The sequence below is a fragment of the Kribbella pratensis genome, assembly GCF_004366075.1.
Classification (GTDB): domain Bacteria; phylum Actinomycetota; class Actinomycetes; order Propionibacteriales; family Kribbellaceae; genus Kribbella; species Kribbella pratensis.
Genome location: NZ_SODU01000005.1, coordinates 25,474 through 50,077 on the forward strand (window position 1 = coordinate 25,474; position 24,604 = coordinate 50,077).

The window sequence follows — 24,604 nt, forward strand, 5'->3', positions numbered from 1 at the left end:
CTCATGTGGTCTGCAACCGCTTCAGCGCGCCGAGCACCTTCTCACGATCGGCGGTCGGCCACATCGGGGGCAAGGAGGCGCGCAGGAACGCGCCGTACCGCTGGGTGACGATGCGGGGGTCGAGGATCGCGACGACGCCGCGGTCCGAGCTGCGGCGGATCAGCCGGCCGGTGCCCTGCGCGAGCAGCAGTCCGGCGTGCGTCGCGGCCACGGACATGAACCCGTTGCCGCCCGCCTCGTCGACAGCACGCTGGCGCGCCGCCATCAGCGGCTCGTCCGGGCGCGGGAACGGGATCCGGTCGATGATCACCAGGTTGCAGGTCGACCCCGGCACGTCGATTCCCTGCCACAGCGACAGTGTGCCGAACAGTGACGTCTCGGGATCCTCGACGAACTCACGGGCCAGCTCGCCGAGTTGCGCGTCGCCCTGGCAGAGCACCTTGAGGTCGGTGGCCTCGCGGACCGCGGCGGTCGCCGCCTCGGCCGCACGGCGGGACGAGAACAGGCCGAGGGTCCGTCCGCCGGCCGCGGTGACCAGGTCGATGATCTCCTCGAACTGCTTCTTGCCCAGTCCGTCGCGGTGCGGCGGCGGGAGGTGCTTGGCGACGTACAGGATCGCCTGCTTCTCGTACTCGAACGGGGAGCCGACGTCGAGACCGCGCCACGGCAGTGGAGCGGTCTCGGAGGAGTCGTCCAGCTCGGGCATCTCTTCGTCGTCCGCGAGCTTGTCGGACGGCCGCAGGCCGACCTGGCGGGCGATCGCGTCGAAGTCACCGCCGAGTGTCAGCGTCGCGGAGGTGAGCACCGCCGTACGGTCGCGGAGAACCAGTTCGCGGAGCAGGCCGGCGACGGTGAGCGGGGCGATCCGGAGCTCGCGGCCGAAGCGGTCGCGGTCGATCATCCAGACCACGTCGGCGTCGCTCAGCGCGGCGACCCGCTCGGCGACGTCGAAGATCTCCTTGACCGCGCCCTTGGACTGCCGCTTGGCGCCGTCCGGGTCGTCGTCCTTGTCGTCCGACTTCTTGTTCAGGTCGGAGTACATGGCGCGGGCCGCGTCGCGGACCAGGGCGGCGGCCTCCAGGACCGGCGCGTTGGAGGCCTCGATCCGGCCCTCGCGGGTGCCGTCGAGCGCGGCCCGGAGCGCGTCGGAGGCGTCGATCAGGTCGTCGGCCTTGTCGTCGTCGACGAACCGGCGGCCGCGTTTGGCGGCGCGCTCGACCATCTGCGGGGACAGCTCGTCGCCGGCCGCACCGGTGACCCGGGCGGGCAGTTCGTGCGCCTCGTCCACGATGACGACGTCGTGCTCGGGCAGGACGGTCCGGTTCTCGAAGGCGTCGATCGAGAGCAGGGCGTGGTTGGTGATGACGATATCGGCCTTACGGGCGTGCTCCTTGGCCTTCTCGGCGAAGCACTCCTCGCCGTACGGGCACTTCTGCGCGCCGAGGCACTCGCGCGCGCTGATCGCGACCTGCTGCCAGGCCTGGTACTGGTGTGACGGGGCATGGTCCCGATCGCCGGCCTCGCCGTCGGCGAGCTGCTGCTCGGCCCAGTCGCGGAGCTCGACGACCTGACGGCCGATCTCCCCCGACGGCGGCACGTCGACGAGCATGCCGTCGTCGTCCGGCGCGCCCTCCCGGATCCGGTGCAGGCAGGCGTAGTTGTTCCGCCCCTTCTGGATCGCGTACGCCGGTCTGCGCGGCAGGAGCTTCTCGGTCGCGTCGAGCAACGCCGGCACGTCGCGGTCGACGAGCTGGGACTGCAGCGCGAGGGTCGCCGTCGACACGACGACGCGACGGTCCTCGATGGCGTGCAGCAGTGCGGGCACGAGGTACCCGAGGGACTTGCCGGTGCCGGTTCCTGCTTGGACGAGCAGATGCGATCCGTCGTGCATCGCGGTGTCGACGGCCTGCGCCATCTCCACCTGCCCCGGCCGTGTCTGACCGGCGATCCCGGCCACGGCAGCTTCCAGCAGATCCCGCACATCAACACCCACCGCCATACCCTAGCCCGCACCCCGGACAGATTCCGCTCCAACAGGCACCGCTGTGGATAACCGACCTTGCGCCTGCTGCAACCCGCCGGCGGCACAACAACCTGCCAGCCGCGCAAGCTAGACGACGGCGCCTCGGTCGGGCTGGGCGTCGCGGTCTACCTGGGTGCGCTTGGGTCGGGGTGGAGGGGCCGGGTAGCGGCGTTCGAGTTCCAGGAGTAAAGGTGCTGCGGTGAGGTTAGAGGAGTAGGTGCCGACGACGATGCCCAGGAGCAGTGCCAGGGAGAAGTCGGCGAGGGAGTCGCCGCCGAGGAACAGCAGCGCGGCGAGGATGAACAGGGTCGAGATACCGGTGTTGATGGTTCGTGGCAGGACGTTCACGATCGCGGTGTCGATCGTCGTGCCGAGGTTGTCGGTGGCCCGGGCGCTGCGGGTCTCGCGGATCCGGTCGAAGACGACCACCGAGTCGTTCACCGTGTAGCCGATGACGGTCAGGATCGCGGCCAGGAAGATGCCGTCGATCGGCCTCCCGGTCCAGGCGAACACACCGACCACGACCGCGACGTTCTGCAGCAGCGCGAGAACAGCGCCGGCGCCGAACGTCCAGCGGAACCGCGCGGCCAGGTACGCCAACTGGGCGAGCAGGGCGATGCCGAGGGCGATCAGGCCCTTGTTCCGCAGCTCCTCACCGAGCGACGGCCCGATGCTCTCGTTGCGGATCACCTCGGCGTCGCCGCCGATCCGGGCCAGCGACTCCTTGATCTTCACTGCTTCGTCGTCGCTGATCGTGCCGGTCCGCACGGTGATGTCGTCGGTCCCGGACGCCTGCACGACCGCGGTCGGGTACCCGGCCTCGGCGACGGCGGCGCGCGCCTGGTCCGGCGTGATGCGTTGCGCCGTACTGACCTCGATCAGCCGGCCGCCGGTGAACTCGATGCCGAGGTTCAGGCCGCGGACGGCGACGCCCGCGACGCTCACGATGATCGCGACGGCGGTGATGACGAGCCAACGGCGGCTGTGCTTCATCAGTGCCGGCTGCCGGGCTTCCAGCCAGGTCCGGACCCGGCCGTGGCCGGCGATCCCGCTCAGGCCCGGGCGGCGCAGGACGAATCCACGCGACACGACGAACTCGGCGAGAACGCGGGTCACCACGAGGGCCGACAGCATCGACGCGATCACACCGATCGAGAGCGTGACGCCGAACCCGCGGACGGGACCCGCGGCCAGGACGAACAGCAGGCCGGCCGCCAGGAGCGTGGTGATGTTGGAGTCGGCGATCGCGGACAGCGCGTTCTGGAAGCCACTGCGCAGCGATCTGCGCAGGCCGTCGGTGCGGCCGGCGATGAAGTCCTCGCGGGCGCGCTCGAACACCAGGACGTTCGCGTCGACCGCCATCCCGATCGCGAGCACGAATCCGGCCAGGCCGGGCAGGGTGAGGGTGGCTCCGAGCGCGGTGAGTGCGGCGTACGACATCGCGGCGTACCCGACCAGACCGATGACCGCCATCAGGCCGACGAGGCGGTAGACCACGATGATGAAGAGCGCTGTCAGCGCGAGGCCGATGATTGCGGCGAGCGCGCTGGCCTGGATCGCGTCCTGGCCGAGCGACGGCCCGACCGTGCGCTGGTCGATCACCTCGACCGGCACGGGCAGAGCGCCACCGGAGATCAGCGCGGCCAGGTCCTTCGCGCCCGCCTCGGTGAAGGAGCCGGAGATCGTGGTGCTGCCGCCGGCGATGCCGATCTTGCAGAGCTGGTTGCCGCCGTTCGGGTCCACCTGCGGCGAGCTGATGACCTCGTTGTCGAGGACGATCGCGATCAGCCGCTGCGGGGTGCCGACCGGGTTGCAGGCGGCCTTGCCGGTGATGTTCGCCCAGATCTTGCCGCCGTCGCCCTTGAAGTTCATCTCGACGAACCAGCCCTGCGCGACCTGCTGCGGGTCGAGCCGGCCCTCGGCGCCGCTGACCAGTTCGCCGGTCATCGCGGGTTTGGCGAGCCGCAGGAGGCCCTGGCCGCCCTCGGGCGGCAGGTAGGTCTCCCCCGCCGCGGGCTTGGCCGGCTTGGCCGCGACCTGGTCGAGCACCTCGTGGAACGTGAGCTGTGCGGTCTTGCCGATCACCTTGGCGGCCTCGCGCGGGTCCTGGACGCCGGGCAGCTCGACGATGATCCGGTTCTCGCCCTGGCGGGTGACGTTCGGCTCGCTGACGCCGAGCGCGTCGATCCGCCGGTGCAAAACCTGGGTGGCCTTGTCAGTGGTCTCCTTGGTCGCCTTGACCGTCGGCGAGTCCTTCGCCTGGAGGACGATCTGCGTTCCGCCGCGCAGGTCGAGACCGAGCTGTGGTTTCGCCGTCAGCGTGACGTACGTCGACGCCGCCAGGATCAGGAAGGCGAGAAGTGCACGGACAAGGGACGACCGGTTCACCGAATCCTCCGGAGATAGGCACCCGCAGTACAGGTGTCATGACAGAGAGCATCCACGCAGATGTGGAACGCCCAGTGTACGAACGCCATCAAGCGACGGATCTGCAGCTCGACAGGAGGTGTCGGCGCGGCCGGAGCATCTTCACGCTTGGCTGGGGCGACGATCGGCCCTTACTTCGGGACACCTCCTGTCGAGCTGCCGATCGAATCACTCGGGCGCGTCGAGGCCGTTTTCTATGGCGTAGCGGACGAGTTCGGCTCGGTTGTGGAGTTGGAGTTTGCGGAGGGTGTTCTGGACGTGGTTCTCGACTGTGCGGTGCGAGAGGACGAGGCGGGTGGCGATCTGTTTGGCGGTGAGGCCGCGGGCGACCAGGCGCAGTACCTCGGTTTCGCGGTCGGTGAGGTGCGGGACCTCGGGGCCGGTCTCGCCCAGGCGGCGGTACTCCCCCAGCAGCAGTCCGGCCAGGCCGGCGCTGAAGATCGCGTCGCCCTCGGCGGTACGGCGTACTGCCTCGTCGAACTCGTCCAGGGACGCCGACTTCACCAGATACCCGGATGCGCCGTTCTTGACCGCTGCGAGTACGTCGTCCTGCTCGGCGCTGGCCGACAGCACCAGGACGCGCGCGTCGGGGAGGGCCGTGGTGATCTCGCGGGTCGCGTCCACCCCCGAGCCGTCGCCGAGTTGCAGGTCCATCACCACCACGTCCGGGCGGGTCGCGAGTGCGATCTTCACCGCGCTCGCGACGTCCGAGGCAGTCGCGCAGACGTCGTACCCACGGCTCCCGAGGTCGCGCGCCACACCCTCCCGCCACATCGGATGATCGTCGACGATCATGATTCGCGTCACGAAACCTCCACCTTCAGCTCCCACTCGGTTCCTTCGCCGGGGGCGGTCCGGACGGTGACGGTGCCGCCCAGGTCGGCGATCCGGCCGCGGATGGACTGGCTGACGCCCAGGTGCCCGTTCACGCGGGCCTGCTCGAGGCGCGCGGGCGTCGTACCGACTCCGTCGTCGCGGATCGACACCCCGACTTCCTCGCCGAGGTCCTCGACCACCACCCAGGACCGGGCGTCGGGGCCGGCGTGCTTCGCGACGTTGCTCAGCGCTTCTTTGACCGCGGCAACCAGTTCCTCGGCCGTGGCGGCAGGCAGCGGGACCTGCGTGGCCGGTACGACGACGTCGATCCGGGTCGTGGCCAGCGGCAACAACAGTCCACACAGATCAACGCGATCGCCCGACGCAACGGTCAGGCGGGTGGACATCAAGGTGCGGAGGGCAACTTCCTGTTCGGCGGCCAGCTGCGCCAGTTCGGTCGCTTCGCCGCCGATCGCCGTACCGCGCCGCTGCACCTGGGCCAGGACCTGCAGTACGCCGTCGTGAATCGAGCGACTGAGCCGCAGCCGCTCGGCGGTCGCGCTCTCCGCGGCGATCGCCTCGCGCAGCCGAACGCCCGCCTGCCGCAGGGTCGAGGCGGCGTACCCGACGACCAGACCAGCCACCAGCAGCAGTTGGACGTTGCTGAGGATCTTCGAGGCGTGCTCGACGCCCCGCAGCGACAGCAGTGCCAGGCTGATCGTGGCGGCGCCGAGCAGGCCGCCGTCGCGGCCGCGCGAGATGGCGAGCGCGAGGACCGGCCCGGCCGCCCACACCGAGGTCAGGACAGAGGCGCCGGCGCGGATGTCGAGCAGCGGTTGCGCCCACAAGGTCGCGAACATGCAGCCGACGGTGACGATCAGGTCCGCGAACGCGAGCCGCGTGTTGCGGCGGCCCCAGCGGCGGCTGTAGCCGTACGACGAGATCAGCGTCCAGACCCCCATCACGGCCAGCTGGAGCACCGCGCCGTACGGGCGGACGATACCGTCCCAACGCGTCCACACGCCGAAGCACGCGAACGCCCAGGTCAGCAGGCGGAACACGACCAGCGCACGCCACAGCGGCTGCAGCAGGTCGACTGTCTCGCGCTCCACGCGGAACAGTCTGCCAAGCGCCAGGGGTGGAATGCGTGAGCCCTTCTACTCAGAGTGCAGGTTTCCCCGCTCGTTCACAGGAATTCCTCAGTTCCACTTCAGCTGACGCTCATTTCCCCGTACTCTCGCGCAAAACACGCTCGGGGGAGCTACGAACACACTGCGTTATCAGACACGGAGGGGAATCGTGCGCAAGCTACCCGCTGGGCTGTTCAGCCTGGCTTTGGCGGCGACGACCGGGCTCGGCATCGCCGCAGCCACGGCCGGGAACGCCGCCACACCGTCCAAGCAAGGGTCGGCGCCGATCGCAAGTGAGGCCGCACCAGCATCCGACGAGCTGCCCAGCCCGCTCGAGGACAAGCGCCGCGAGCTGCGGCAGGAGGCGCTCACCAAGGTCATCAACGGCCAGGCCAAGCCTGAAAAGCGCAACGGCAGCACGGTCGTCAAGCTCGGCACCAAGGCGGCCGGTACGAAGGGCGTCCTCGGCGCCAAGGCTGTGAAGACCGCCACGGGCCGCGTCGACCAGTACGTCGAGCTCTCCCGGGAGAAGACCGACCGGATCTTCGTCGTACTGGCCGAGTTCGGCAACGAGCGGCACCCGAACTACCCGGACAAGGACCAGGCACCGAACATCCCCGGCCCGGCCACCTTCGAGGGACCGTTGCACAACGCGATCCCGGAGCCGGACCGCTCGGTCGACAACTCCACCGTCTGGCAGGCCGACTACAACCGGCAGCACTTCCAGGACCTGTACTTCGGCAACGGCAACTCGGTGAAGAAGTACTACGAGAAGCAGTCGTCGGGCCGGTACTCGGTGTCCGGCGAGGTCACCGACTGGGTGAAGGTCAAGTACAACGAGGCCCGGTACGGCCGCTCGAACGGCTACCCGTGCACCGGCAACGTCTGCAGCAACACCTGGAACCTGATCCAGGACGCGGTCAACCAGTGGGTCGCCGACCAGAAGGCGGCCGGGCGGACCACGGCGCAGATCACCGCGGACCTGAAGACGTTCGACCAGTGGGACCGTTACGACTTCGACGGTGACGGCAACTTCAACGAGCCGGACGGCTACATCGACCACTTCCAGATCGTGCACGCCGGTGGCGACCAGGCCGACGGCGACCCGCAGCAGGGTGAGGACGCGATCTGGTCGCACCGTTGGTACGCCGGCTTCCCGGGCGGCCCGTCCAACAACCCGGCCGGCGGTGCTCAGGTCGGCGACACCGGCCTCTACGTCGGCGACTACACCATCCAGCCGGAGAACGGCGGCATCAGCGTCTTCGCCCACGAGTACGGGCACGACCTGGGCCTGCCGGACCACTACGACACCTCGGGTGCCGCGGTCGAGAACGGCGTGAACTGGTGGACGATCATGGCGCAGAGCCGGGTCGGCAAGCCGACTGACGGCGGTATCGGCGAGCAGGCGGCCGACTTCGGCGTCTGGGACAAGCTGCAGCTCGGCTGGCTCGACTACGAGATCGTGAACGCGGGCCAGAACAGGACGCTCGAGCTCGGACCGCACGAGTACAACTCGGCCAAGGCGCAGGCCGCGGTCGTCACCTTGCCGAAGAAGCTGGTGACCACGCCGCTGCAGACGCCTCCGGTCGGCAGCAAGTCCTGGTGGAGCGGTGAGGGCGACGAGTTCACCCACACCATGAACCGGCAGGTCGCCGTACCGGCCGGCACCACGACCCTGACGTTCCAGGCGAACTGGGACATCGAGGACTGTGGCCCCGACGCGTGCGACTACGCGTACGTCGAGGTCGACGACGGCACCGGCTACAAGCCGATCGCCGGCTCGATCACCAAGGCGGCCGAGGGCAACGGCATCGACGGCAAGAGCAACGGCTGGGTCCCGGCGACGTTCGACCTGTCCGCGTACCAGGGCAAGACGATCGGCCTGCAGCTGCGCTACACGACCGACGCGAACACCGGTGGCTACGGGTTCTTCGCCGACGACATCAAGGTGAAGTCGGGCTCGACCACGCTGGTCGACTCCGGTGCCGAGGCCACGCCGGAAGGCTGGACCTTGAACGGCTTCAGCTCGGTCGGTGCGACCATCACGACGGCGTACGACAACTACTACCTCGCCTCGAACATCAACTACGTGTCGCACGACCAGTACCTGAAGACCGGGCCGTACAACTTCGGCTGGGCGAGCACCTTGGGCGACAAGGTGGAGCACTTCCCGTACCAGGACGGTCTGCTGGTCTGGTACTGGGACACCTCGCAGCGCGACAACAACACCAACACCCACCCCGGTGCGGGCCTGGTCCTGCCGGTCGACAGCCACCCGGTCCCGATCAACCGGATCGACGGCCAGCTGTGGCGTCCGCGCGTCGGCGGCTACGACGCACCGTTCGGCCTCGAGAAGGCGGACTCGTTCACCCTGCACATCAACGGGCAGGCGAGCTACATCCGCGGGCAGAACGCCGTACCGACCTTCAACGACAGCAAGTCGTACTGGACCGCGGACCAGCCGACGAGCAGCGTCAAGGTCCCGAACAACGGCGTCAACATCAAGGTCGTTTCCAAGACCGGCACCACGATGAAGATCGAGATCTCGAAGCGCAAGTGACCGCATGAGACAGCCCCCGAAGTCCTCGGACTTCGGGGGCTGTTTCGTTGCTCAGGCGACTCAGGCGACTCAGGCGATGGCGTACGGCGTGAGGTCGCCGGCCAGGCCCGGGTGGACCCTGGCGGTCAGGTGGGTGCCTTCGGCGGTGTGTTCGAGTTGCTCGACCGAGCCTTCGGAGTGGATCCGGGAGACCAGGTCGCCACGGTCGTACGGCAGCAGGACCTCGAGCGCCACGAGCGGCTGCGGCAGGGCGCCCTCGAGCAGTTCGCGGAGCTTGTCGATGCCTTCGCCGGTGCGGGCGGACACGACGATCGCGCCCGGCTCGCGGTGCAGGATCGGCGCCAGCGCGAGCGGGTCGGCGGCGTCGGCCTTGTTGATCACGATGATCTCCGGCACGTCGCTCGCGTCGATCTCGGCCAGCACCTCACGGACCGCCTGGATCTGCGCCAGCGGGTCGGGGTGCGACCCGTCGACCACGTGCAGCAGCAGGTCCGCGTCCGCGACCTCCTCCAGCGTCGAACGGAACGCCTCGACGATGTCGTGCGGCAGGTGCCGGACGAACCCGACCGTGTCGGTCAGCGTGTACACGCGGCCGTCAGCAGTCGTCGTACGCCGGGTCGTCGGGTCCAGGGTCGCGAACAGCGCGTCCTCGACCAGCACACCCGCGCCCGTGATCCGATTGAGCAGCGATGACTTGCCGGCGTTGGTGTAGCCCGCGATCGCGACCGACGGGACCAGGTTGCGGCGACGCTCCTGGCGCATCGTCGACCGGGTGCTCTTCATGTTCTTGAGCATCCGGCGGAGCTTCGCGATCTTGGTGTTGATCCGGCGCCGGTCGGTCTCGATCTTGGTCTCACCGGGACCACGGCCGCCGATACCGCCGCCGGCCGCGCCGACGCGTCCACCGGCCTGGCGGGACAGGTTGCCACCCCAACCACGCAGGCGCTGCTTCATGTACTGCAGCTGGGCCAGCTCGACCTGGGCCTTGCCTTCCTTGCTCTTCGCGTGCTGCGCGAAGATGTCCAGGATCAGCGCGGTCCGGTCGACCACCTTGACCTTGAGCCGGTCTTCCAGGTTGCGCAGCTGCGCGGGCGCCAGCTCGCCGTCGGCGATCACGGTGTCCGCGCCGAGCGACGCGACCAGGTTGCGCAGGTCGGCCACCTTGCCGGAACCGATGAAGGTCGCCGGGTCGGGCTTCTTCCGCCGCTGGATCACGCCGTCCAGTACCTCGGAACCGGCGGTCTCGGCGAGCAGCTTCAGCTCGGCCAGCGAGTTCTCCGCGTCTTCGGCGCTGCCCTCGGTCCAGACGCCGACCAGCAGCACCCGTTCCAGCAGCAGCTTCCGGTACTCGACCTCGCTGATGTCGGTCAGCTCGGTCGACATACCGACCACGCGCCGGAGCGCCTGGCGCTCCTCGAGCTCGAGGCCCTCGGTGGTCAGTTCGTTGTCATACTCATCGTGACCCGTCAACGAATCGCCGGAGTCATCGCCCTGAGTCAGGTCGGTTTCGACGTCGGTGGTCTCTTCGTATGCGTGTGAATGGGTCGTCATATACCTTCCATGGTGGCACGGGCCTCAAGTACAAGCGACCCGTTTACCAGGAGTCAACGTCCCACGCAGATCTGGGATTCCCGTTCAGGCCGGCAACCAGGCCCGGTCGAACTCGCCGCGAGCGTGCAGAACGGCCGGTCCGGTCAGTTCCAGGTGGTTGTCCGCACGCCACGTCACGCTCACTTCACCGCCCGGTACGCCGACGCGGTACGTCACCGGGCGCTCGTCACGGGCTGCCCGCGCGGCCGCCACGGTCACGGCGCAGGTCCCCGTACCGCACGACCGCGTCTCCCCCGACCCGCGCTCGTGCACCCGCATCTGGACGTCGCGCGGACCACGCCGTACGACGAACTCCACGTTCACCCCGTGCGGGAACGCGTCGGCCGGCGACCAGGTGGGCTGATCGCACAGGTTGCCCGGCTCGTTCAGGCTGTCGACGAAGGCCACCGCGTGCGGGTTGCCCATGTCGACGTGAACAGCGGGCCACTGGTGACCGTTTGCCTCGACCACGATCCCGGCCGCGTCGGGGAGCTTCGGCTCGCCCATGTCGGCGGTCAGCGTGCCGTCGTCGTTCTGCGCGACCTCCTTGACGCCCGCGCGGGTGCCGACCCGGACCGGCTTGCCGTCGATCAGGCCCGCCTCCGCCAGGTACTTCACGAAGACCCGGATGCCGTTCCCGCACATCTCCGCGATCGAACCGTCCGCGTTCCGGTAGTCCATGAACCAGTCGCCGCCGTCCTCGACGTACGACTGCCTGTCGCCCTGGATCACCCGCAGCACCCCGTCGGCGCCGAGGCCCGCGTGCCGGTCGCAGAGGAACCGCACCACCGACGCGTCCAGCTCGCCGTGCACGGAACCATCGGGATCGGGCAGGATCACGAAGTCGTTCTCGGTCCCATGCCCCTTCAACCAGGGAAACGTACTCATGCGCAAAGCCTACGGCCCGCGGTGAGATCAATGGTCGTACGGTTTGGGCATGATCGCGTACTTCTGGGAGCAGGATGACGCCGTCGCGGTCGCGGAACGGCTCGGCGGGGAGGTACGGCGCGGGCGCTTCCACGGCGAGGACGACGACGAGGACCACCCGTGGCTCGTCGTACTGGAAGAAGTTGACCGCGCCGCCCTGGACGCCCTGCTGACCGAGTACGACGGCTGGCTGGAGACCGAGGCCGACGACACCCCCACGGCCCCTCCCCCACTCCCCACCGCCCCCAAGCGCTTCAAGAAGTAGCCGCCGTGCGTTAGAGGCCGATGATGCGCCCGGGGCGGTGGCCGGTTGGTTTGGCGTTGGTGAGGGCTGGTTGGCCGGCTAGTAGGACGTGGTTGATGCCCACGGAGAGTTGCCAAGGGTTGTCGTACGTCGACTTGTCGGCGATCTTGTCGGCGTCCAGGACGGTCAGGTCGGCGATTGCGCCTGGTTTGATGATGCCTCGGTCGCAGAGGCCGAGGCGGGTCGCGGGGAGGGCGGTCATTCGACGGATGGCTTCGGGCAGGGTGAGGGTGCGGCGGTCCCGGGTGTAGTGGCCGAGGACGCGGGGGAACGTGCCGAAGTTGCGGGGATGCGGGTGTCCCGGGCCGGTCGCGTCCATGATCCAGCCGTCGCTGGCGATCGCCGTCCGGGGATGTTCGAGGACGGTCGTCACGTCGTCCTCGCTCATCGCGTGGTTCACAACGCTGACCGCGGCCTGGTGGGACTCGAGGATGCGAAGCACGATCTCGGCGGCGTCCACCCCGTCGCGCTGCGCGACGGCGGTGAGGCTGAGTCCACGGCTGTCCTCGTAGCGGCCGGGTGGAAGGGACGCGATCACGACGGAGTCCGGCGAGAGCAGGTCATCGGCGCGGAGGGCTTCGGCGATCCGAGCGCGTTCGGCCGGGTCGGCGAGTCGGTCGAGCAGAGCGCCACCTGCGAGGGCCCAGGTCGGGAGCCTGGTGGTGAGTGTCGTGCTGGTGGCGGTGTACGGGTAGGCGTCCCAGCCGAGGTCGACGTCGTCAACCTGGTCCAGGTGTTCGAGCGCGATGTCGACCAGACCGTAGTTGGATCTGCCAACGGCCTTCAGGTGCGAGATCTCCAGCCGCGCGCCGCCCGCCCGCGCCGTCGCGATCGCCTCGTCCAACGCGGCCGGCAAACCCGCACCCTCGTTGCGGATGTGAGTCGAGTACATGAGGCCGCATTCGGCAGCGGTGGCGACCAACGCGGCCACCTCTTCGGATGATGCGTACGCACCCGGCGCGTAGATCAGTCCGGTCGAGAACCCGACCGCACCCTGGTCGGCGGCCGCGCGCAGCAGGTCCTGCATCGTCCGGAGTTCCTCGGGTGACGGCGGCCGTTCCGCGCTCCCCATCGCGGCGATCCGCAGCGTGCAGTGGCCGACCTGCAGCGCCAGGTTCACCGCCGGTTGCAAGGTTGCAGCGAACCCGGCGAGATCGTTCCAGGACCAGTCGTGCTTCGGATCGAGGAACGCCGTACCCGCACGCAGTGTCTCGAGGTCGGTGATCGGGAACGGCGACCAGCCGCAGTTCCCCCCGACCAGCGTGGTGACGCCCTGGGCGAGCTGCGATTCGGCGGCCGGGCTCGCGCCGAGACTGAAATCCGCGTGGGAGTGCAGGTCGACGAACCCTGGTGCCACAATGTTGCCCGTGGCATCGATGACCTCGGCTTCGGCGACCGGCTCACCGGGCGGCAGCACCGCGGTGATGCGCTCGCCCTCGACCAGCACGGTCCCGGGCACCAGTTCGGAACCGGTGCCGTCCGCGATCAGGCCGCCGGTCACTGCCACGCGCATCAAATCACTCCTGTTCTTGTCCGAAGGATTGCTGAGCGACCGTGTTGGCGGCGATCAGTTCGCGGTCCACGGCGTGACCGAGCCCGGTCGCCTCGGGCACCTGTACGACGCCTTGGACCGCGACCACGGCGGGTACGACGAGGTCCCGGGCGTAGTACTTCTCCGAGGCGGACACATCCGATGGGAGGGTGAATCCGGGGAGACTGGACAGGGCGACGTTCGCGAGCCGCCCGATGCCGAACTCGTGCATGCCGCCGCACCAGACGGCGATCCCGGCCTGCTGCGCCCGATCGTGCGCCGCACGCGCCGCGCCGAGGCCGCCCATCCGCGACACCTTGATATTGAGGACCTGCAGCGCTTCTAACGCCAGCGCGGTCTCCAGATCGTCGACGGTCTCAACACTCTCGTCGAGACAAACCGGCGTACTGATCGTGCGTTGCAGCGCAGCGTGCGTGAGCAGATCCCGGGGCGCGAACGGCTGCTCGATCATCGTCAGCCCGAACTCGTCCAGCTTCCGGACGGCAGTCAGGTCGTCGGCCGTGTAGATCCCGTTCGCGTCCACATGCAGATCAAGCTCGGGGTACGCCGTACGCACAGCACGGACCGGCTCTATGTCCCAGCCCGGAGCGATCTTCAACTTCACCCGCGGATACCCGGCAGTGACCTGACGCTCGACCTCGGTCAGCAGGTCGTCGATCGTCGGCTCGATACCCAGCGAGACACCCGCGACCACCTCGGTCCGCGTACCACCCAGGACGGTTGCCAGCGGCACCGATTGCGTCTCGGACCACAGAACCCAGGCGGCCATGTCGACACCGGCCTTGGCGAAGTTGTTGCCGCGGACCTTCGACCACAGTTTGGCCAGCTGGTCAGGGTGCGTCCACGGCCGCCCCAGCACTGCGGGCAGCAGGTACTGCGAGGCGATGTGCCAGCAGGATTCGACCGTTTCCGGCGCGTAGTACGGATCCGAGGACGACGCGATCTCGCCCCACCCGGTCGCGCCCGACGCGTCCTCCAGCTCGACCAGCACGTGATCGAGGTAGGTCTTGCGGTGCGAGCTGGTCTGGAACTCGTGCACCAAGGGCATCCGCACCCGATGCAGCCGAGCGGCGACGATCTTCAGCTCAGTTGACATACAGCCCCAGCTCCGTGTTCAACCGATCCCGCTCCATCAGCCGTCGGCGCGCGCCCTTCGAGCTCGCCGTGGTCAACGTCGCGAGCACGTGCAGCACCGATGCGACGACGGTCGGCGAGTCGACGTACGACGCACTCCCGGTCGCGACGTAGATGCACTGGTCGGCGAGTTTCGCCAGCGGCGCGTCCTCGAAGTCCGTGACGGCGACGAGCTCACCACCGGCCTCGACGAACCGCCGGGCGATCTCGACGGTGTCGCGGCGGTATCGGCGGAACGAGAACGCGACCATCAGGTCGTTGGACCGGACGTCGGACAGGACGTCGACACCGCGGACGACGGTGCCGTCGATCAGCGTCACCTGCGAGAGGCCGACACCGAGGTCGAACGCCAGCAACGACGCGTACGAGTACGACTTCGCCGAGCCGATGATGAAGCGCCGGCGGGCGGCGACGATCCGGGCCGCCGCCTGCGCGATCGACTCGTCGGTGAGGATCTGGTCCAGGGCCTCGTCGATCGAGGCGCGTTCCTGCTCGACCACGCGACGCTGCAGCAGCGTCGACGATCGGCGTTGCAGTCGAGCGTCGTACCGCTCGTGAGGGCTCGCGAGCTCGCGGTTGTGGGGATCGTCAGGCATGGTCGGCCGGCCCGAAGTAGTAGGCGCCGTTGCCGTCCGGAAGGCGGCGGCACCAGACGGCGACGAGTCCCTTGCCGAGCAGTTCCTCGAACGACCTGCGCAGTTCGCCCGGGTCGGCCGGCACGACCAACTCGGTCAAAGAGTCCGGGGTGGCGGGCTCGTCGCGGGTCAGGTCCCACTCGACGACCACACGATCGGTCCCCGGACCGTACATGTCGGGCGCGAACCAGCGGCCGCGAGCGCCGAGCACGTCGAGGTTGAAGTGCGCGTTGCGGATCTGCGCCGGGTCGTAGGTCCAGCGCATCCGCGACATACCGTGGCTGAGGGCAACTTCGCGCTGGGCGTGCTTGAGCATCCGGCCGAGACCGCGGCCCTGCTGCCCGGCAGCCACCACGGCCGACTGCGAGTAGTGGTAGAACCCGCGCCGGTCGGTACCGCAGAAGCCGTACGCGAACGCGACCAGCCGGTCGCTCTCGTCGAGGATGCCGACCACCGAGCCGCCGTTGCTCGCCAGCGCGCCGAGCAGCCGCGGGTTCAGCCCGTACGCCGGGTCGAGGTAGCCGAAGACCTCCCGGTACAGCGCCGAGGCCTCGGCGAACCGGGATGCCGTGGTGAGCGAGACCGCGCGAAAGCTCACCTCAGAGATACGATTCATATCTTGATCCTATCCCCGCGCAATCATTGCTGGTCAATCGCTGATCGGATGATGATACGTTGACTATCTATGATGATCGAGCGACTCAGGGAGTACGTCGGCGCGGAGACCCCGACCGGTGACGCGGCTGCGCTGAACGCGTTCGCCGACCGGCTCGGGACGCGGTACGCCGAGCTCGGCGGCACCGTCCGCCGGATGCCGACGCCGACCGGCGACCACCTGGTGGCGGACTTCCCCGGCCGGGGTCCACGCGCGACGGAGGCGCCGCTGCTCTTCCTCGCGCACCACGACACCGTCTGGCCGATCGGGCAACTGCAGGGCGCGATGCCGTGGCGCGAGCAGGACGGCGCCATCCACGGACCCGGCGTCTTCGACATGAAGGGTGGCCTCGTCGTCTTCGAGACCGCCCTGGAGCAGATCGCCGGCCGCGATCACCGGCCGCTGCGGATCGTCGTGGTCGCCGACGAGGAGATCGGTTCTCCGTCCGCGCGTTCGCTGGTGACGGCCGAGGCGAAGGGTGTGTACGCCGCGTTCGGGTTCGAACCGCCGCATCCGAACGGCGATCTCAAGACGTCGCGCTGGGGCAGCACCAGGGTCCGCATCGAGGTCACCGGCCGCGAGGCGCATGCCGCTCTCGATCCGGCGAGCGGCGTGTCCGCGATCGACGAACTCGTCGACCAGTTGATCGCCGTACGGCGGATCGTGGCCGACCACGACGAGGTGTTGTGCAACGTCGGCACGATCACGGGTGGCGGACGCACGAACGTCGTACCGGGATCGGCGGCGGCCGACATCGGGTTCCGCTTCGTCGACCCGGCGACCGAAGAGTCCGTGCTGCGGGCGGTTGGCGAACTGCAGCCGGTACGGGATGCACAGCTGGCGGTGCGCGTGCTGTCCAACCGGCCGGCCTGGCAGCCGTCGGCAGCGACTGACGAGTTGCTGGCGAAGGTGATTGCGGCGGGGCGGTCCGTCGGCCAGGAGGTCGGCGGTGCGGCCGCGACCGGCGCGGCCGACACCAATCTGACCGGATGGTTGGGGATACCGACACTGGACGGCCTGGGCCCGCTCGGCAAGGGCGCCCACGCCGTCCACGAACAGGTGATCGCGGCGACCCTGACCGAACGAGCGGACCTGGTCGCCGCCATCATCAAGACAATCTAGTATTTCGTCACTTTAGGGGCCACGCCGTTCCAGCTGCTCCCCCGCCACGTCGGCTCGGTTCTGCCGCCGCGAGGATCGCACCGCCGGGCAGGAATTCGAGCGCCGCGACCGCACCGATCTCGGAGGCCGAGCTCCCCGGCGCACCGGCCGGCGTGAACGTGTGACCGTAGGGCGCCAGCGAAGCGCCGTACCGATCGATGAACGCCTGTTCGGCCGTCACCGACGCGGTGTTTCGCTGCGACGCCCGCGGCGCCGCGATCGCCTCCGGCAGCGTCATGCCGCGATCGAGACGGTTGGTCAACGTCTGCAGGACGGTCGTGATGATCGTCGACCCGCCCGGCGAACCGAGCGCGATGTACGGCTTGCCGCCACGCAGCACGATCGTCGGCGACATCGACGACCGCGGCCGCTTCCCGGCCTCGACCCGGTTCGGGTCCGTCGGGTTCGGTACGGCGGAGAAGTCCGTCAGCTCGTTGTTCAGCAGGAAGCCACGCCCCGGCACGGTGATCCCGCTGCCGCCGGTCTGCTCGATCGTCAGCGTGTACGAGACGACGTTGCCCCATTTGTCGGCCGCGACCATGTGCGTCGTCGAACGTCCCTCGGTATCCGGGCGCTTCTCGACGGAGCTGCCCTGCGCACACCGCGAGTACTGGCCGTCCGGCGAGCCCGCCGGCACCGGCTTGGTCGCCGCGTGCTGCGGGTCGATCAGGCAGGACCGCTCGACGCCGAACCCGCGCGACAACAGTTCCTTCAGCGGTACGTCGACGTACGCCGGGTCGCCGACGTACGCGTTGCGATCCGCGAACGCCAGTGCGGACGCCTCGAGGTACGTGTGCAGCGCCTGCGTCGTCGACTGCTGCCGAAGGTGCTGCGGCTGGAGGATGTTCAAGGCCTCGCCGACGGTGCTGCCACCCGAGGACGACGGCGGCATGCCGTACACGTCCAAGCCGTCGTACCGGACCTTGGTCGGCTTGCGGTCGATCACCTGGTACGACGCGAGATCGCCGGTCTCCAAATAGCCGGGGAAGAACGGCAGCGTCGCGCCGGGCGTCTTCGGCGGGTTCTTGGCGACGGCCGCCATCTCGCCGGCGAGCGGACCGCGGTAGAACACCGACGGACCCTGCTGACCGATCAGCTTGTAGGTGGCGGCGAGCTCGGGGTTCTTGAACAGCGAACCGACCTGCGGCGCGTCGCCGTTCGGCAGGAACAGCTTCGCGGTCGGCACGACCTGCGCGAACCGGTCCTTGTTCTCCAACGTCTGCAGGCGGAACGTCGGGTCCACCACGAACCCGCGATCGGCGAGCTCCGCGGCCGGTTTCAGCGCGTTGCCGAGTGACAGCGAGCCCCACTGTTTCAGGGCCTTGTCCCAGGTCGCCAGCGTTCCCGGTACGCCGATCGACACCCCCGACGTCACGAGCTGCGCGAACGGGTACGCCGCCCCGGTGGCCGGATCCACGAACGCGTTCGGTGGCATCGTCGCGGGCGCGGTCTCGCGGCCGTCGAGCGTGGACACCTTGTGCGTCTTGGCGTTGTAGTACACGAAGTACCCGCCGCCGCCGATGCCGGCCGAGTACGGCTCGGTGACACCGAGAGCGGCGGCCGTGGCGACCGCGGCGTCGACGGCGTTACCACCACGACGCAGTACGTCGAGACCGATGTTCGTCGCGTCGGGGTCGACCGAGGACACCGCGCCGCCGTACCCGACAGAGGTCGGCTGCCGCGTCGGAGCTTGCGCTTCCGCGGTGGTTGAGGCGGTGAAGGCAGTGAGAACGAGGGTGCCTGCAGACAGAGATGCGACCAGCTTCTTCACGAGTTCCCCCACACGGGCTCGGGGACAGGGACAAGCCCTGCCTATCTCACCTGGAGGTTGTGCGCCAGTCGCAGCGCGTCTACTTGACTGTGCAGGAGTCGAGGAAGCGGCGGAATACGTCGTCCGGCCACTCGACCGTGCCGGTCGGGAGCTCGACCAGCAACCACTGGTCGGACAGCTTCACCTGACCGGTCAGGCGGCCGTCGAGGGTGCCGATGTGGAAGGTCTTGCCGCTGGCGTCGGTGACGCGGACCTTCGACAGGCTGCGGGCCTGCGGCGCGGCTTGCAGCACCACCTTGGCGGCACTGTCCGCGGTCCGCATCTCGGGCTGGGACAGCACGACGCGGGTGGCCGTCATCGGGGTCTCGGGGCTCCACCCCTTCGGCGCCAGCGTGCAGTCGAACGCGCTCCACGCCTGCTTGTTCGCGACCAGCTCGACGACGGACGCGCCGAACATCGACATCGTCTGGCTGCTCGACGGCGTGGTCCGCGGCTGCGTCGCAGGAGTCGCAGGAGTCGCGGGAGTCGCGGACGTGGCGGCCGTCTCCTGCTCGGGAGGGCGGCCGGCCACCTCGTTGCCGTTCCCCCACCACTTCACCTGGTTGCCGATCGAGAGCACGAGTGCCGACGCGGCGGCGACGCACAGCACCCCGGCGACCCGGCGCCGGCGCTTGATCCGGCGTAGCGCGAGCCGGCCGCGGGTCACGTCCGCGTCGATGTCCGCGTCCGGCAACCCTTCGGCGGCGCGGTCCGCGAACCCCTCCAACAACCTCTTGACCTCGTCCATCGGCGGTCTCAGCTACTCCCCGTCTCTTCCGTCATCAGTTCCTTCAGGCGCTTGAGCGCCTTGGCTGTCTGGCTCTTCACCGTGCCTTCGGTGCACTCCAGGATCCGTGCGCAGCTGGCGACATCGAGATCCTGGAAATACCGCAGTACCAGGACCGCCCGCTGCCGCGGCGCGAGATCCAGCAGTGCGTCCCGGATGGCTAGCGTGTCCGTCTGGTCCGGTACGTCGGTCAACCGCGGCTCGACCGCATCCGCGGTCATCACCTCCGGATGGCGGCCGGCCCGGCGGCGTTCGTCGAGGAAGGCGTTGACCAGGATGCGGTGCGCGTACGGTCCGGCGCCTTCGTGCTTGATCCGGTGCCAGTGCACGTACACCCGGGTACAGGCGGTCTGGACCAGATCCTCGGCGGTGTGCACATCCCCCGCGGTGAGCAGCAACGCCGTGCGCATCAGCCGCGTGCGGTCCGCGAGCAGGTACTCACGGAACTCGGCCTCACGGTCACCCCCTCGCATCGACGGCCCCTGCTTGGGTGTCCGGGCCGTTGTTCACCTCGACTACGCCGGAGGCGCCTTCGCGGTTGCCTTGGGCTATCACTTGAAGTGCCTTCTCCACGAGATCGGGGGCGTCGTACGGGAGCCAGGTGATGCGTTGGTCCTTACGGAACCACGAGTCCTGCCGGCGCGCGAACCTGCGCGTGGCCTGGGCGGTCCGCTCCCGGGCCTGCTCTTCGTCGATCTCACCGTTCAGCAACGCGATCACCTGCGAGTACCCGAGTGCGCGGTTGGCGGTCCTTCCTTCAATCAAACCCTTGTTCAGCAGACCTCGCACCTCGGCGACGAATCCGGCGTCGAACATCCGGTCCACCCGGCGGTCGATCCGCTCGTCGAGAACCGGCCGCGGTACGTCGAGACCGAGCTGGATCGCGCCCGGATAGACGTAGCGGTGCTCCGGCAGCGTGGCGAAGTACGGGCCGCCGGTGATCTCGATGACCTCGAGCGCGCGGACGATCCGCCGGCCGTTGCTCGGGAGGATCTGTTCGGCCGCCTTCGGGTCCCGCGCGGCCAGCTCCTGATGGAGTGCTCCGGGTCCCTTCGCCTCGAGCTCGGCCTCCAGCCGGGCGCGGACGTCCGGGTCGGTGCCGGGGAAGACGAAGTCGTCGAGGATCGCGCGCACGTAGAGCGCCGAGCCGCCGGCGAGCACCGGCACCTTGGTCCGGTCGATGCAGTCGTCGATCGCCTGCCGGGCGAGCTCCTGGAACTCGGCCACGGTCGCGGTCTCGGTGACGTCCAGGATGTCCAGCAGGTGATGCGGTACGCCGGCGCGCTCCGTCGTACTGATCTTCGCCGTACCGATGTCCATGCCGCGGTACACCTGCATGGCGTCCGCGTTCACCACTTCGCCACCGAGATGTCGAGAGAGGGCGACGGCAAGGTCGGACTTCCCGGCCGCGGTGGGACCGACGACCGCGACGACGAGTGCAGCAGGCATCGCTCCAGTCTGGCAGCTCCGCACTCAAGACTTGGCCAAGAGGTCTGGACCGGCCTTGTGGATGACCCGCGAAGAGCGGTAGGAACTCTGGAGTTGGCGACATTTCTACGGGAGGAACGCAAGTGACGAATCCGTTCGATGAAGAGGCGGACGCGGCCAAGGACGCGACCAAGGACGCGCTCGGCCTGGGGGACGAGGCGGAGGCCCAGTCCGGCGGTGACGTGGAATCCGGCGGCGACGTCGAGTCCGGCGGCGATGTCGAGTCGGGTGGCGATGTGGAGTCGGGCGGCGACGTCGAGTCCGGCGGCGGCACGACGGACAGCGGCGGCGACGTGGAGTAAGTGCCGTCCGGCATCGTTCTGGGTACGGCGCTCGCGGAGATCCCACAGTTCCGGCGTCACAGGTGCGAAGATCGCGCTAGCTGTCTGTAAGCACTCAACTACGCAGGAATGGGAGCCCCGAGATGGGCATCTTCGACAAGTTCAAGGGCAAGGCCGAGGACCTGAAGGACAAGGCCGCCGACCTGGTCGACAGCCACGGCGACAAGGTCGGTGACGGCCTGGACAAGGCCGGCGACTTCGTCGACGAGAAGACGGGCGGCAAGTACGGCGACAAGATCGACACGGGCGTCGACAAGGCCAAGGACGGGTTGGACAACCTGGACGGCCAGAACGACGACATCCCCGACGGACCCAAGCCCGCCTGACGTACGTACCCCGAAGGGCCGCAAGCACCCCGCTTGCGGCCCTTCGCCATACCCACCCGCTGGCGGTGCCCCTGGCGGACTCGGGATAGGCGGCGGACTCGGGATAGGCGGCGGGGACTGGGAACAGGCAATTGCCGGTGCCCAGTCCCCAGCGCCTATCCCCAGTTCGCCGGACACGGTGGACATGGCTGCTGGCGCGGAATGGTGTCGGTGGAGGTGTTTAGGGTGCTTGTATGGATCGGTTTCGGGTGGTGCCGGCGGCTTATGTGATTGTTCGGCGTGGGGACGAGGTGTTGTTGTTGCTGCGGGCCAACACCGGTTACATGGACGGGTATTGGGCGGTTCCGGCCGGGCATGTGGAGCGTGGTGAGTCGGCGGTGGCGGCCGCGGTGCGGGAGCTCAAGGAGGAGGTCGGGCTCGACGTGGACGCGGCGGATCTCGTGCCGGTGACCGCGATGCATCGGACGGGTGGGAACGGCGATCCGATCGACGAGCGGGTCGACTTCTTCTTCATGGTGTCGAAGTGGACCGGCGAACCGCACCTGATGGAGCCGGAGAAGGCGGCCGGCCTCGACTGGTACCCGCTGGACAAGCTGCCCGAGCCGCTGGTCCCGCACGAGGCGCGAGTGCTCGCAGCGGTCGCCGACGGCGATGCGCTTCCTGCGGTGATCGCCCAGGGTTTCGCCTGAGTTCACCCTTCCTGGGATTACCAGACAGGGCCTAGAGGTGGGAGCGGATCAGTGCTTCTTGAGCGGGGAGGAGGGCGAGCTCGGCGGGCGTCAGCGTCCGGTTGTTGCCGCGCCGCTCCAGTGCGTCGGGTAGCCCTGGTGTGGGGTCGATCGAGTTGGCCAGGTACGTCGCGAGCGCGTCGCGCAACAGGTCCGTGAGGTTCTCGTATGCGGGGTCGAGGGCGACCTGGGCGAAGATGATCGCGGTCATCGCGACGTCGAACTCCGCGGAGCCCTCCTCCGCGTTGCGCCAGTCGATGACGACCGGGCCGTCGGCGGTGGCCATCACGTTCAGCGGATGCAGGTCACCGTGGACGACGACGCGGCCCGGCGTACCGCTCGGGGCCGGGATCGCCTGCAGCCGGCGGTGCAGGTCGGCGTGGATCAGGCCGATCTCGGTCGCGCTGAGGTCGCCCGCGATCGCGGCGTCGCCGAGCGTCGGCCCGTCGAGCCGCTGAATGACCATGTCCGCACCGTCGACGTCACGCACCGCGGGCACCGGGTAGCCGTACCGTGCGACGTGCCGCATGAAGTCGGCCTCGTCACGCACCGGATGGCCGTTGCGGTACCGCCGCAGCACCCACTCGTCATCGATCGAGTAGATGTCCGCGTCCCGTCCGAACGCGATCGGCTCGGCGTCCGGCGGCAGGAGCGCCGCCGCGCGATCCGATCCTGCGGACTCGTCGGTCATCCGACCTGGCAGCCGCCGGTGGCCGGCTCGAGGGGCGTGGCGCCGATGGTCGGCATGCCGAGCATCACGCCGGGCGTAGCTGCAGGTGCGTCCACCGAGCGCTGCCACGCGTCGCCGGCGCGCGTCCGCCGTACGGCGCCGAACACGTCCGCGACCAGGTGATGCGGAGCGGCGTACGTGACCTCGACCGTTGCCAGGTCACCCGGTCGCGGCGCCTCGACACCATCCGGTACGGCGAAGTGGACGAGCCGGTTGTCCGCGGCGCGACCGCTGAGCCGGTGGGTGGCGGCGTCCTTCCGCCCCTCCCCCTCGGCGACGAGCACCTCGACGGACCGGCCGACGATCCGCTTGTTCTCGGCCCAGGCCATGTCGTCCTGCAGGGCGACCAGTCGCTCGTACCGGTCCTGGACGACGTCGCGCGGGACCTGGTCCGCCATCGACTCGGCCGGCGTCCCGGGACGCTTCGAGTACTGGAACGTGAACGCACCCGCGAACCGTGCCTGCCGAACCACGTCGAGCGTGCCCTGGAAGTCCTCCTCGGTCTCCCCCGGGAAGCCGACGATGATGTCGGTCGTGATCGCCGCGTCCGGCATCGCCGCCCGCACGTCTTCGATGATCTTCAGATAACGATCCCGCCGGTAGGACCGCCGCATCGCCTTCAGAACGGTGTCCGAACCCGACTGCAACGGCATGTGCAGCGAGGGCATCACGTTCGGCGTCTCGGCCATCGCCTCGATCACGTCCGCGGTGAAGTCCCGCGGATGCGGCGAGGTGAAGCGGACCCGCTCCAGTCCGTCGATCTCCCCGCACGCGCGGAGCAGCTTCGAGAACGCGTACCGGTCGCCGAACTCCACGCCGTACGAGTTCACGTTCTGCCCGAGCAGGGTCACCTCGAGCACGCCCTCGCCGACCAGCGCCTCGACCTCGGCGAGGATCTCGCCCGGCCGGCGGTCCTTCTCGCGGCCGCGCAGCGCCGGCACGATGCAGAACGTGCAGGTGTTGTTGCAGCCGACGCTGACCGACACCCAGGCGGAGTACGGCGATTCGCGGCGGGTCGGGAGCGTCGACGGGAACACGTCGAGCGACTCGAGGATCTCGACCTGCGACTCCTGCTCGATCCGGGACCGCTCCAGCAGCACCGGCAGCGCGCCGATGTTGTGGGTGCCGAAGACGACGTCGACCCACGGCGCCTTCTTCGTGATCGACGCCTTGTCCTTCTGCGCCAGGCAGCCGCCGACGGCGATCTGCATACCGGGCTTGCGCGCCTTCACCGGCGCCAGGTGACCGAGGTTGCCGTACAGCTTGTTGTCGGCGTTCTCCCGGACCGCGCACGTGTTGAACACGACCACATCGGCCTCGTCACCCTCGGGCGCGCGGACATAGCCCGCCTCCTCCAGCAGACCACGCAGCCGCTCGGAGTCGTGGACATTCATCTGACACCCGTAGGTGCGGACCTCATAAGTACGCATAACAGCCACCAAGAGTACGTGAGACGGCCCACCCCTGCTTGGGGGTGGGC

22 protein-coding genes are annotated in these 24,604 nt (G+C 68.9%); 6 read left to right on the forward strand and 16 right to left on the reverse strand.

What is annotated here, in order from left to right; all coding sequences use genetic code 11:
- Position 1: 1 nt before the first annotated feature.
- The 4 genes from EV137_RS36770 to macS form a co-directional block, all read right to left on the reverse strand.
- Complete coding sequence (locus tag EV137_RS36770) at positions 2-1,999, reverse strand: ATP-dependent DNA helicase (protein ID WP_134011402.1); 1,998 nt, start codon at positions 1,997-1,999, stop codon at positions 2-4.
- A 111-nt stretch (positions 2,000-2,110) separates the two neighbouring features.
- On the reverse strand, positions 2,111-4,411 hold the full coding sequence (gene secD / locus EV137_RS36775; RefSeq protein ID WP_134132803.1) for a protein translocase subunit SecD: 2,301 nt from the start codon (positions 4,409-4,411) through the stop codon (positions 2,111-2,113).
- Between the two features lie 207 nt (positions 4,412-4,618).
- Complete coding sequence (locus EV137_RS36780; RefSeq protein WP_238175815.1) at positions 4,619-5,257, reverse strand: response regulator; 639 nt, start codon at positions 5,255-5,257, stop codon at positions 4,619-4,621.
- Entirely contained in the window at positions 5,254-6,378 is a 1,125-nt protein-coding gene (macS, locus tag EV137_RS36785) for a MacS family sensor histidine kinase (protein WP_134132805.1), read from the reverse strand. The genes EV137_RS36780 and macS overlap by 4 nt, the downstream gene beginning before the upstream one ends.
- A 187-nt stretch (positions 6,379-6,565) precedes the next feature.
- Here macS and EV137_RS36790 point away from each other — a divergent pair, with 187 nt between their 5' ends.
- Entirely contained in the window at positions 6,566-8,956 is a 2,391-nt protein-coding gene (locus EV137_RS36790; RefSeq protein WP_134011394.1) for an immune inhibitor A domain-containing protein, read from the forward strand.
- A gap of 69 nt (positions 8,957-9,025) precedes the next feature.
- Here the strand turns inward: EV137_RS36790 and hflX are convergent, their stop codons facing one another.
- Positions 9,026-10,507, reverse strand: a complete 1,482-nt coding sequence (gene hflX, locus EV137_RS36795; RefSeq protein WP_134011392.1) for a GTPase HflX — start codon at positions 10,505-10,507, stop codon at positions 9,026-9,028.
- An 84-nt stretch (positions 10,508-10,591) separates the two neighbouring features.
- On the reverse strand, positions 10,592-11,434 hold the full coding sequence (dapF, locus tag EV137_RS36800; RefSeq protein WP_134132806.1) for a diaminopimelate epimerase: 843 nt from the start codon (positions 11,432-11,434) through the stop codon (positions 10,592-10,594).
- A 49-nt stretch (positions 11,435-11,483) separates the two neighbouring features.
- Between dapF and EV137_RS36805 the strand changes: the two genes are divergently transcribed.
- On the forward strand, positions 11,484-11,738 hold the full coding sequence (locus EV137_RS36805) for a hypothetical protein (protein ID WP_134132808.1): 255 nt from the start codon (positions 11,484-11,486) through the stop codon (positions 11,736-11,738).
- Positions 11,739-11,748: 10 nt separating this feature from the next.
- Here the strand turns inward: EV137_RS36805 and EV137_RS36810 are convergent, their stop codons facing one another.
- From EV137_RS36810 to EV137_RS36825, 4 genes are read right to left on the reverse strand one after another with little or no spacing between them, the layout of a single operon-like run.
- Positions 11,749-13,290 carry an N-acyl-D-amino-acid deacylase family protein gene (locus EV137_RS36810; protein ID WP_134132809.1) on the reverse strand — a complete coding sequence of 514 codons (1,542 nt, stop codon included), beginning with the start codon at positions 13,288-13,290 and terminating at the stop codon, positions 11,749-11,751.
- Positions 13,291-13,294: 4 nt separating this feature from the next.
- Complete coding sequence (gene menC, locus EV137_RS36815) at positions 13,295-14,425, reverse strand: o-succinylbenzoate synthase (protein WP_166680125.1); 1,131 nt, start codon at positions 14,423-14,425, stop codon at positions 13,295-13,297.
- Positions 14,415-15,059 carry a MurR/RpiR family transcriptional regulator gene (locus EV137_RS36820; protein ID WP_134011386.1) on the reverse strand — a complete coding sequence of 215 codons (645 nt, stop codon included), beginning with the start codon at positions 15,057-15,059 and terminating at the stop codon, positions 14,415-14,417. Before EV137_RS36820 ends, menC begins: the two co-directional genes overlap by 11 nt.
- Positions 15,052-15,714, reverse strand: a complete 663-nt coding sequence (locus EV137_RS36825; RefSeq protein WP_134132810.1) for a GNAT family N-acetyltransferase — start codon at positions 15,712-15,714, stop codon at positions 15,052-15,054. Before EV137_RS36825 ends, EV137_RS36820 begins: the two co-directional genes overlap by 8 nt.
- 69 nt (positions 15,715-15,783) lie before the next feature.
- Here EV137_RS36825 and EV137_RS36830 point away from each other — a divergent pair, with 69 nt between their 5' ends.
- Positions 15,784-16,875: a M20/M25/M40 family metallo-hydrolase gene (locus tag EV137_RS36830; protein WP_134132812.1), complete on the forward strand. Its 1,092-nt coding sequence runs from the start codon at positions 15,784-15,786 to the stop codon at positions 16,873-16,875.
- Between the two features lie 7 nt (positions 16,876-16,882).
- Here EV137_RS36830 and ggt read toward each other — a convergent pair whose 3' ends face one another.
- The 4 genes from ggt to miaA form a co-directional block, all read right to left on the reverse strand.
- Positions 16,883-18,685: a gamma-glutamyltransferase gene (ggt, locus tag EV137_RS36835; protein ID WP_238175816.1), complete on the reverse strand. Its 1,803-nt coding sequence runs from the start codon at positions 18,683-18,685 to the stop codon at positions 16,883-16,885.
- Positions 18,686-18,764: 79 nt separating this feature from the next.
- A complete protein-coding gene (locus tag EV137_RS36840) occupies positions 18,765-19,472 on the reverse strand; it encodes a hypothetical protein (protein WP_134132813.1) in 708 nt (235 codons plus the stop codon).
- An 8-nt stretch (positions 19,473-19,480) separates the two neighbouring features.
- Positions 19,481-19,984, reverse strand: coding sequence for a SigE family RNA polymerase sigma factor (locus EV137_RS36845; protein WP_130387717.1), 504 nt, complete (start codon positions 19,982-19,984; stop codon positions 19,481-19,483).
- Positions 19,971-20,960 carry a tRNA (adenosine(37)-N6)-dimethylallyltransferase MiaA gene (gene miaA / locus EV137_RS36850; protein ID WP_134132814.1) on the reverse strand — a complete coding sequence of 330 codons (990 nt, stop codon included), beginning with the start codon at positions 20,958-20,960 and terminating at the stop codon, positions 19,971-19,973. Before miaA ends, EV137_RS36845 begins: the two co-directional genes overlap by 14 nt.
- Positions 20,961-21,082: 122 nt before the next feature.
- Between miaA and EV137_RS36855 the strand changes: the two genes are divergently transcribed.
- The 3 genes from EV137_RS36855 to EV137_RS36865 all read left to right on the forward strand — a co-directional run bounded on the left by EV137_RS36855 (position 21,083) and on the right by EV137_RS36865 (position 22,355).
- On the forward strand, positions 21,083-21,301 hold the full coding sequence (locus EV137_RS36855; RefSeq protein WP_133788654.1) for a hypothetical protein: 219 nt from the start codon (positions 21,083-21,085) through the stop codon (positions 21,299-21,301).
- Between the two features lie 122 nt (positions 21,302-21,423).
- Positions 21,424-21,666, forward strand: coding sequence for an antitoxin (locus EV137_RS36860; protein WP_134011374.1), 243 nt, complete (start codon positions 21,424-21,426; stop codon positions 21,664-21,666).
- Between the two features lie 233 nt (positions 21,667-21,899).
- Complete coding sequence (locus EV137_RS36865) at positions 21,900-22,355, forward strand: NUDIX hydrolase (protein ID WP_134011372.1); 456 nt, start codon at positions 21,900-21,902, stop codon at positions 22,353-22,355.
- Between the two features lie 31 nt (positions 22,356-22,386).
- Here the strand turns inward: EV137_RS36865 and EV137_RS36870 are convergent, their stop codons facing one another.
- Positions 22,387-23,085: a phosphotransferase gene (locus tag EV137_RS36870; protein ID WP_166680126.1), complete on the reverse strand. Its 699-nt coding sequence runs from the start codon at positions 23,083-23,085 to the stop codon at positions 22,387-22,389.
- The gene (gene miaB / locus EV137_RS36875) at positions 23,082-24,554 is read right to left on the reverse strand and encodes a tRNA (N6-isopentenyl adenosine(37)-C2)-methylthiotransferase MiaB (protein ID WP_134132815.1); all 1,473 of its coding nucleotides are present in this window, start codon (positions 24,552-24,554) and stop codon (positions 23,082-23,084) included. The genes EV137_RS36870 and miaB overlap by 4 nt, the downstream gene beginning before the upstream one ends.
- Between the last annotated feature and the right edge of the window lie 50 nt (positions 24,555-24,604).